Here is an 8225-nt window from a genome sequence, read left to right on the forward strand (position 1 = left end):
GTTTACAACCGACGCCCAGGCGCTGCAGGTCCAGGCGCAGGCCGCTGGCGAACTGCACGGCACTGACTGACATCAGCCGGGTGCGCGGACCGCAGGCGGCCAGCAGGGCACTTTCCGGGTCCTCACCCTTGAGGCTGACCTGGATCACTTCCACGCCTTGCGGTGCCAGAGCTTCCCAGACGATGCGATTGGACGGAAATTCTTCGTCACTAATAACAATCTGATCGCCGGCCTGCCATTCCAGTCCGAAAGCGACAAAAGACAGCGCTTCCGAAGTGTTTTTGACCAGCGCCACGTCATCAGTCGACGGAGCGTTAAGCAGGCGCATCAGGCGTTCGCGCAAGCGCTGCTCAAGGGTCATCCAGTCCGAATAGTCCCGCGCGCCCAGCAAAACGTTCTCTCGGGCGAAACGGGCGACCGCCTCGGCGGCCCGATTTGGCCATGGCGCGACGGCCGCATGATTCAAATAACGCAGGCCCGGAGCCTGTACAAATTCATCAAGAAACGTAGACATGGTCGGATGATCCGTGCAATTTGGCGCAAGTTAGGCATAATACGCGGCTTCGATTTTGACCCCTACAGACCTTTTCTTATGCAGAAAGAACCTCGTAAGGTCCGTGAGTTTCGTCGCCGCGAGCAAGAAATTCTCGATACCGCGCTCAAGCTGTTCCTCGAACAAGGTGAAGACAGCGTCACCGTCGAGATGATCGCTGATGCCGTCGGTATCGGCAAAGGGACCATCTACAAGCATTTCAAGTCCAAGGCGGAGATTTATCTGCGCCTGATGCTCGACTACGAGCGCGACCTGAACGAGCTGTTGCACTCTGCCGATGTAGACAAGGATAAGGAAGCCCTGTCCCGGGCCTACTTCGAATTCCGCATGCGCGATCCGGCGCGCTACCGACTGTTCGACCGCCTGGAAGAGAAGGTGGTCAAGGGCAATCAGGTACCGGAGATGGTCGAGGAGCTGCACAAGATCCGCGCCTCCAACTTCGAACGTCTGACCTTGCTGATCAAGGGCCGGATCAGCGAAGGCAAGCTCGAAGACGTCCCCCCTTACTTCCACTATTGCGCAGCCTGGGCGCTGGTACATGGTGCCGTTGCGCTGTATCACTCGCCGTTCTGGAGCAATGTGCTGGAAGATCAGGAAGGTTTCTTCCAGTTCCTGATGGATATCGGCGTGCGCATGGGCAACAAGCGCAAGCGCGATACCGACACCCCCGGCAGCTGAGTCATTCAGTTGCCTTATTGCGCCATGTTTCTCTGCATGGCGCAGTACCTCAGTAATATACTCAGGCTAAGGGTGCGTTCTCGATAACTGACAGTCGCGCCGTCGCCCCGCTGAAATTGTGGGCCGACGGTATTGGCGGCAGGGGCTAGGCCCTACGGGTTGAAGCTGTGATCGCGCCAGGCTGCGTTGCGGGACTTGAAGAGGCAGTAAGCATCTCCTGCGTCCCGCGCCTTGCCTGGCACGACCACAACTCCAACGCGATCAGTCATTTATCGAAAACGCACCTTGGTCTTGCTAAAACCTGATTTTTAAGTCAAGTTTTAGCCTGTCCGAATCTTCTTTCGCCGGAGTCATCCATGATCGTTGACCGTCAAGGCAGGCGTTTTCGCAATTTGCGCATCAGCCTGACTTCAGCCTGCAATTACGCCTGCACCTACTGCGTGCCGAACGGCAAGCGGCTGGTGGCTGCGCAGGATGAATTGTCGGCCGAGGCCATGGCTCGCGGCGTGGCTTATCTGATCGAAGCAGCCGGTATCGAACGGCTGCGGATCACCGGTGGTGAGCCGCTGGTCAGTCCCAAGCTGGAAGCCTTCATGACTGCGGTGGGACAGATGGGTCTGGCGGATATCAGCCTGACCACCAATGGCCAGCTTCTGGCACGCAAGCTGCCGTTGCTGGTGAATGCCGGCATCCGCCGGATCAATGTTTCCCTCGATACCCTCGACCCAGTCGCGTTTCGCAACATTGCCCGTGGTGGTGATCTGCCTACCGTGCTTGATGGCATGGATCAGGCCAGGGCCGCGGGCATGAAGGTCAAGGTCAACATGGTGCCGTTGCGTGGGCAGAACCTGGATCAGGTGATGCCGCTGCTCGATTACTGCCTTGAGCGTGGGTATGAACTGCGCTTTATCGAATTGATGCGCATGGGCCATCTGGCCAGCGATTCGAATGCCTTCTTGCAGCAGTTTGTCAGCCTTCAGCAGCTGTTGAGCCTGATAGGTGATCGTTACGAGTATCTGCAGGCCGACGCACCGGTGGATGCCACCGCGGTGCGCTACGAGATTCCCGGCCAGGGTTTCTTTGGGGTGATCGCCAATGAAAGCGTGCCATTCTGCCGGACCTGTTCGCGCTTGCGCTTGTCGTCCACCGGCTGGTTGCATGGCTGCCTGTCGTCGAGTAACCGGCATTACGTCGGTGATCTGCTGGACAAGCCGCGCCACGAGGCGTTGCCGGCCTTGCAGCGGCTGCTGGTGAAAGCCCTGGGCGACAAGCAGGAAGTGGCGTTCTCCGGTGGCGCGACCATCATGAAAATCATTGGCGGCTGATTTGGGTTTGCTGTGGAATCTTCGGTGTCTGCCAATGACTCTATCGCGAGCAAGCTCGCTCCTGCAGTAGATCTCCATCAGTCACACCTTTGTGGTCTGATGCGGATCACATGTAGGAGCGAGCTTGCTCGCGATGACGGAGTAACAGTCAAAAAAGAACTTTCTGACTCCCCTCAATCCACCCAGCCCCCCAAAACCCTTTGAGCTGGCGCGGAAGCTGCATCCTGCGGCTATTCGCCGGTTTTCCGTCACCGGCCTCTGGAGGGTAGGATGCGTAGCCTGGTTTTGCTGCTGGCCTTTTTCGCGCTGGGTGGCTGCATGAAAGTCAGCGATCTGGGTGAGGGCGCTCGTTATCACATGAGCGATGCAGGCCTGCTCGATCACAGCGATACCCGCCGCTCGAACTCGATCCGCATACAGCCCGACTCCTTCATCTACATCGCCCAAGGGGCATTCGCGCCTCCGGGCGACGCCTATCCGCGGCCTAATGTGGTCGCCGAAGAAGCTTTCAACGGATTTGTCGAATACTTCCCCATGGTCCGTCGCGCCCGCGCCCCGGAGGGGCTGGACGAAGCAATGAGCGCGGCCCGTAAAGCCGGTGCGCATTACCTGCTTTATACCCGTTTCGCCAAGGCCGACAACCGGATTGGCAATTCTGATGAATGGGCCGATCAGGAAGCCGTGGATCGCCTGGGGATCGACAGTGGCGTGATTCAGCTTATGTTGATCGAGACCAGCACCCAGTATTTGATTGATACTGCACGTATTCGCAGTCGTGGCGGTTTACTGACGTTCTACGACACTCAGCCAGAAGATCTGCTTGGCCCGCCGCTGGAGCAATACGCTCGCAGCCTGCTGGGCTTGAGCGACTAGGCAACTTCAGGAGAAAAACAACATGAGTGGTCCGCAAAAAGCTAACGATCTGTTGGGGCAAATCCCCAAATCCAAAGGCTTGCCGCCGGTCCACCTGTGGAATCCCGACTTCTGCGGCGATATCGACATGCGCATCGCCCGTGACGGGACCTGGTATTACCTGGGCACACCCATCGGGCGCAAGCCGATGGTCAAACTGTTCTCCACCATCATGCGCCGCGATGGCGATGATTATTTCCTGATCACCCCGGTGGAAAAAGTCGGCATCAAAGTCGACGACGCGCCGTTTGTAGCGGTCAGCCTTGAGGTCGAAGGCGAGGGGGAGGCCCAGGTACTGCGCTTCACCACCAACGTTGAAGAACAGACCGAGGCCGGACCTGAGCACCCGATGCGGGTGGTAATCGATCCAGACACCCAGGAACCTGCGCCCTACGTGCATGTGCGGACCAATCTCGAAGCCCTGATCCATCGCAATGTGTTCTACCAGCTGGTCGAACTGGCCGTGACCCGGGAAATCGACGGGCAGCGCTGGTTGGGCGTCTGGAGTGGTGGCGAATTCTTCCCGATCGGGCTTGAGCCGTAGGGCGGCACCGGGCGCCCCGAAAAGATCGCAGCCTGCGGCAGCTCCTGCGCCGTCCGTAAAAATACCGTGAATGGGTAGGAGCTGCCGCAGGCTGCGAGCTTTTTTTGGGCAACGCTTGGCTGACAGGTATCATCCGGCCTTTTTCAGAGCATCGATCAACTCCTGCTTGCGCATGCTCGAACGCCCGGGAATGTTTTTCGCTCGGGCTTCTTTCATCAGGCTGTCCCTGGTTTGCGTGCCCAAAGACGTCGGGCTGTTGCGTGAATGGCCTTTACGGCTGGCCACTGCGCGCTTGGCCGATTCCTTGCGATCAGTGGCTTTTTCGCTCGAGGGCTTGCGCCGCCCGGAGCCGCCGGCACGCTCTCCGCCACCGGACTGTTTGTTCACCGTCGCCCAGGCGCGGGCTTCGGCTTCGTCTTTAGAGACTCCTTTGTCTTCGTAGCTGGCCTCAATATGGGCGGCTTTACGCTTCTGTTCCGCCGTGTATTTGGCTTTGCTTCCACGAGGCATGGGATTACTCCTTCTGACCCTGTAGGGCAGGGTGGGTCAGGACAGGTTTTGTACCTTTGGATTATTTGCGGGCGCCGCCGTCACGGTCAGAACCCGAGCCACCGGTGGTGGTTTTAGAGCTGGTACCCAATCCGGCGTTGTCCGGGACGTTGGGGCCTATGCCGTCGGGTCTTTGGGTGTCGTTGCGATCAATGCGTGGGTCGGTCGCAGTGGCGGAAGGGGGCCCGTAGACAGGATTGGTCGGGGTGGATGATCCGGCGCAGGCTGCTGAAGAGAGCAACCCGGCAAGGACAAGGGCAGGCAGTTTTGACATGTTCATGGCGTCGCCTCCACTTCTAGAGTCGGTACCAGTATTAGTCTGCGCCCGAATTCGCTTGGTGCCTGAATTGCGACGAGCGGTCCGGGGCATTGAGGTTTTGCTTAGAAATGTGACGAGCGCCCGGAGTCGACTTAGTATGGCGTTTTCACTTTCGCACAAGGCAAGTCCATGACCATCGAAATCCGCCCGGCCGTGCCCAGCGATGCCCCGAAAATCCTCGCGTTCATCACCGAACTGGCGGACTACGAACGCGCCAGGCATGAGGTCATTGCCAGCGTCGCCGACATCGAGCGCAGCCTGTTCAGCGAAGGCGCAACCGCCCATGGCCTGATCTGCCTGCGGGACGGGCAGCCGATCGGTTTCGCGGTGTTCTTCTTCAGCTATTCCACCTGGTTGGGCAGCAACTGCCTCTACCTTGAAGACCTGTACATCAACCCCGAGCAACGCGGCGGCGGGGCGGGCAAGAAGCTCCTGCGCCACCTCGCGCAAATCGCCTGCGCCAACGATTGCGGGCGCTTCGAATGGAGCGTGCTGGACTGGAACAAACCGGCGATCCAGTTTTACCAGTCCATCGGTGCGGTGCCGCAGGACGAGTGGGTGCGCTATCGCATGGAAGGGCAGAAATTGCGCGAGTTTGCCCAGGGCTGATCGGTACCACCCGGAGGCCGCCCATCGGGTGGGTTATCAGAGCACATCGCAATTCAGTCGCGAATACAAACGCTACTTCGAGCGCAATCCGGGGGAGGAGCATGTTGCTTGATCCACCGCAACCCCCTGTGGGAGCGAGCTTGCTCGCGATTGGGCCATAAGATTCAACATCAATGTCGGCTGCCAGCCCGCTATCGCGAGCAAGCTCGCTCCCACAATTGAACCGTGGTGAACCCTGGATTGCAGGCAACAAAAAGGCCCCCATTTCGGGAGCCTTGATGTTCAGCGAGTCGCCTTACATGTTCGGGTAAGTCGGGCCGCCGGAGCCTTCCGGCGCCACCCAGGTGATGTTCTGCGCAGGGTCCTTGATGTCACAGGTCTTGCAGTGCACACAGTTCTGGGCGTTGATCTGGAAGCGCTTCTCGCCGTCTTCCCTGGTGATCACTTCATACACACCGGCCGGGCAGTAGCGTTGCGCCGGTTCGTCGTACAGTGGCAGGTTCTTGGCGATCGGGATGCTCGAATCGGTCAGCTTCAGGTGGCAAGGCTGCTCTTCTTCATGGTTGGTACCGGAGATGAACACCGAGCTGAGTTTGTCGAAGCTGAGCTTGCCGTCCGGTTTCGGGTAGTCGATCTTCTTGCAGTCGGCCGCCAGCTTGAGGCACGCGTAATCCGGCTTGGTGTCGTGCAGGGTGAACGGCAGTTTGCCACCGAAGATGTTCTGATCGAGCCAGTTGAAACCACCGCCGACGATAGCGCCGAACTTGTGGATCGCCGGGCCGAAATTCCGACTGGCGAACAGTTCGTCGTAGAGCCAGCTGGCTTTGAACGAATCAACGTAAGCGGTCAGTTCATCGCCGCCTTCGGAACCGGCAAACAGCGCCTCTGCCACGGAGTCGGCGGCAAGCATGCCGGACTTCATCGCGGTATGGCTGCCCTTGATCTTGGCGAAGTTCAGGGTGCCGAGGTCGCAACCGATCAGCGCACCGCCCTTGAAGACCATTTTCGGCAGCGAGTTCAGGCCGCCTTTGCTGATGGCGCGAGCGCCGTAGCTGACGCGCTTGCCGCCTTCCAGGTACTGCTTGAGCACCGGGTGGTGCTTGAGGCGCTGGAACTCGTCGAACGGCGACAGGTAGGTGTTGCTGTAGGACAGATCGACGATCAGACCGACCACCACCTGGTTGTTTTCCAGGTGATACAGGAACGAGCCGCCGGTGTTCTCGGTGCCCATGATGTCCAGCGGCCAGCCAGCGGTATGGACCACCAGGCCCGGTTGGTGCTTGGCCGGGTCGATGTCCCAGATCTCTTTCAGGCCGATGCCGTAGTGCTGGCTATCGGCGTCAGTGTCGAGCTTGAAGCGTTTGATCAGTTGCTTGCCGATATGGCCACGGCAGCCTTCGGCGAACAGCGTGTACTTGCCGCGCAGTTCCATGCCCGGGGTGTACAGGCCTTCCTTGGGGTTGCCTTCGCGGTCGACACCCAGGTCACCGGTAAGGATCCCGCGGACCACGCCGTTCTCGTCGATCAGCGCTTCCTGGGCAGCGAAGCCCGGGTAGATTTCCACACCCAGGTTCTCCGCTTGCTGGGCCAGCCAGCGGCACAGGTTGCCCAGGGAGATGATGTAGTTGCCTTCGTTGTGCATGGTCTTGGGCACAAAAAGGTCGGGAATTTTGGTCGCACTGTCGGCGTTCTTCAGGACGAAGATGTCGTCACGGGTGACCGGCGTGTTCAGCGGGGCGCCAAGTTCCTTCCAGTCCGGGAACAGTTCGTTCAGGGCGCGTGGTTCGAACACCGCACCGGACAAAATGTGAGCACCGACTTCGGAGCCTTTCTCGACCACGCAGACGCTGATTTCCTTACCGGCTTCGGCGGCCTTCTGCTTCAGTCGGCAGGCGGCGGACAGGCCAGCGGGGCCGGCCCCGACGATGACCACGTCGAATTCCATGTATTCGCGTTCCACAGGCTATCTCCTACTCAAGGCTCACAGTTTTTTCTAATTGGAGGTTTGGCACTTCATCTATTGTTCCTGCACCGCGTTGGGGTACAGAATCAAGGATGAGACATCTTTCTCTCTAGGCGGCGCATTATATCTACACCACTCCCAGCGTCCAATACAAACGTTTGTTTGAATTTGCTGGAACCCAGATAAATCAAAGAAGCGCGGCTTATAACTGACCATTTTGCCGTATTGACCGGAATAGTCGTTCCGGTCAAGATACGGTCGGTTTTGCGCTCGCCGTAGGCTGACTTCTGGTTTCAAGAGCACCTCTAAAGACAGGGCGATGGCAGTACAAGTGACGCATTGCGCAGCTTTGGCGCGCAGTTTACACGCCACGAAAAAGAATGACTCATCGGTCATCACCGACCAGCGGTCATCTCCATTGTGAGCCGGGCCATTTTTGTCGCCGTTGTAAGCGCCAGCGTTTTTAGAGGTGCCCTTGCACCCATGAGCATCAATCGCCAGGTTCGCCCGGGCGACTTTCTTTTCACCGGAGAGTAACGAGGAATCCATGAAGGTTCTTGTAGCTGTCAAACGAGTGGTCGACTACAACGTCAAGGTTCGCGTCAAAGCGGACAACTCCGGCGTCGACCTCGCTAACGTCAAGATGTCGATGAACCCGTTCTGCGAAATCGCAGTGGAAGAAGCCGTACGCCTGAAAGAGAAAGGTGTTGCGACTGAAATCGTCGTCGTCTCCATTGGTCCGTCTACTGCTCAAGAGCAGCTGCGTACCGCCC

The 8225-nt window shown here is 58.6% G+C and carries 11 protein-coding genes and 1 pseudogene; 7 read left to right on the forward strand and 5 right to left on the reverse strand.

Features of this window, described 5'->3' with window-relative positions; genetic code table 11:
* Positions 1–514 (reverse strand): aminotransferase class V-fold PLP-dependent enzyme (locus F8N21_RS29115; protein WP_150645421.1); only part of this gene is annotated, 514 nt, incomplete at its 3' end.
* A 78-nt stretch (positions 515–592) separates the two neighbouring features.
* Between F8N21_RS29115 and F8N21_RS29120 the strand changes: the two genes are divergently transcribed.
* The 4 genes from F8N21_RS29120 to F8N21_RS29135 all read left to right on the forward strand — a co-directional run bounded on the left by F8N21_RS29120 (position 593) and on the right by F8N21_RS29135 (position 4012).
* Positions 593–1231, forward strand: a complete 639-nt coding sequence (locus F8N21_RS29120) for a TetR/AcrR family transcriptional regulator (RefSeq protein WP_150643823.1) — start codon at positions 593–595, stop codon at positions 1229–1231.
* A gap of 356 nt (positions 1232–1587) precedes the next feature.
* Positions 1588–2556: a GTP 3',8-cyclase MoaA gene (locus tag F8N21_RS29125; RefSeq protein ID WP_150645422.1), complete on the forward strand. Its 969-nt coding sequence runs from the start codon at positions 1588–1590 to the stop codon at positions 2554–2556.
* Between the two features lie 270 nt (positions 2557–2826).
* Positions 2827–3429, forward strand: coding sequence for a DUF4823 domain-containing protein (locus tag F8N21_RS29130; RefSeq protein ID WP_150645423.1), 603 nt, complete (start codon positions 2827–2829; stop codon positions 3427–3429).
* A 22-nt stretch (positions 3430–3451) separates the two neighbouring features.
* On the forward strand, positions 3452–4012 hold the full coding sequence (locus tag F8N21_RS29135; RefSeq protein WP_150645424.1) for a DUF1285 domain-containing protein: 561 nt from the start codon (positions 3452–3454) through the stop codon (positions 4010–4012).
* A gap of 129 nt (positions 4013–4141) precedes the next feature.
* On the opposite strand, the gene F8N21_RS29140 is transcribed toward F8N21_RS29135, so the two are convergent.
* Positions 4142–4522 carry a Rho termination factor N-terminal domain-containing protein gene (locus tag F8N21_RS29140; RefSeq protein ID WP_150645425.1) on the reverse strand — a complete coding sequence of 127 codons (381 nt, stop codon included), beginning with the start codon at positions 4520–4522 and terminating at the stop codon, positions 4142–4144.
* A 61-nt stretch (positions 4523–4583) separates the two neighbouring features.
* Complete coding sequence (locus F8N21_RS29145; protein ID WP_150645426.1) at positions 4584–4841, reverse strand: hypothetical protein; 258 nt, start codon at positions 4839–4841, stop codon at positions 4584–4586.
* A 168-nt stretch (positions 4842–5009) separates the two neighbouring features.
* Here F8N21_RS29145 and F8N21_RS29150 point away from each other — a divergent pair, with 168 nt between their 5' ends.
* Entirely contained in the window at positions 5010–5489 is a 480-nt protein-coding gene (locus F8N21_RS29150; protein ID WP_150645427.1) for a GNAT family N-acetyltransferase, read from the forward strand.
* Positions 5490–5502: 13 nt separating this feature from the next.
* Positions 5503–5601 (forward strand): annotated as a pseudogene (locus tag F8N21_RS29155) (AraC family transcriptional regulator); the annotation flags it as partial.
* Positions 5602–5784: 183 nt separating this feature from the next.
* On the opposite strand, the gene F8N21_RS29160 reads toward F8N21_RS29155, so the two are convergent.
* Both F8N21_RS29160 and F8N21_RS30650 read right to left on the reverse strand, forming a co-directional pair.
* Entirely contained in the window at positions 5785–7449 is a 1665-nt protein-coding gene (locus F8N21_RS29160; RefSeq protein ID WP_150645428.1) for an electron transfer flavoprotein-ubiquinone oxidoreductase, read from the reverse strand.
* A gap of 57 nt (positions 7450–7506) precedes the next feature.
* Positions 7507–8001 (reverse strand): hypothetical protein, encoded by a 495-nt coding sequence (locus F8N21_RS30650; protein WP_191624427.1) that lies wholly within the window; start codon positions 7999–8001, stop codon positions 7507–7509.
* Here F8N21_RS30650 and F8N21_RS29165 point away from each other — a divergent pair.
* On the forward strand, positions 8000–8225 hold a 226-nt coding region (locus F8N21_RS29165), incomplete at its 3' end, for an electron transfer flavoprotein subunit beta/FixA family protein (RefSeq protein ID WP_412071685.1). The genes F8N21_RS30650 and F8N21_RS29165 overlap by 2 nt on opposite strands.

This window comes from Pseudomonas fluorescens, assembly GCF_902497895.1.
GTDB lineage: Bacteria > Pseudomonadota > Gammaproteobacteria > Pseudomonadales > Pseudomonadaceae > Aquipseudomonas > Aquipseudomonas fluorescens_BP.

Excerpts from the sequence above, each read along its gene's own strand:
- F8N21_RS29130 (WP_150645423.1), top strand. The coding sequence starts at position 2,827 with ATGCGTAGCCTGGTTTTGCTGCTGGCCTTTTTCGCGCTGGGTGGCTGC.
- F8N21_RS29140 (WP_150645425.1), bottom strand. The coding sequence starts at position 4,522 with ATGCCTCGTGGAAGCAAAGCCAAATACACGGCGGAACAGAAGCGTAAA.
- F8N21_RS29150 (WP_150645427.1), top strand. The coding sequence starts at position 5,010 with ATGACCATCGAAATCCGCCCGGCCGTGCCCAGCGATGCCCCGAAAATC.
- F8N21_RS29145 (WP_150645426.1), bottom strand. The coding sequence starts at position 4,841 with ATGAACATGTCAAAACTGCCTGCCCTTGTCCTTGCCGGGTTGCTCTCT.
- F8N21_RS30650 (WP_191624427.1), bottom strand. The coding sequence starts at position 8,001 with ATGGATTCCTCGTTACTCTCCGGTGAAAAGAAAGTCGCCCGGGCGAAC.
- F8N21_RS29120 (WP_150643823.1), top strand. The coding sequence starts at position 593 with ATGCAGAAAGAACCTCGTAAGGTCCGTGAGTTTCGTCGCCGCGAGCAA.
- F8N21_RS29135 (WP_150645424.1), top strand. The coding sequence starts at position 3,452 with ATGAGTGGTCCGCAAAAAGCTAACGATCTGTTGGGGCAAATCCCCAAA.
- F8N21_RS29125 (WP_150645422.1), top strand. The coding sequence starts at position 1,588 with ATGATCGTTGACCGTCAAGGCAGGCGTTTTCGCAATTTGCGCATCAGC.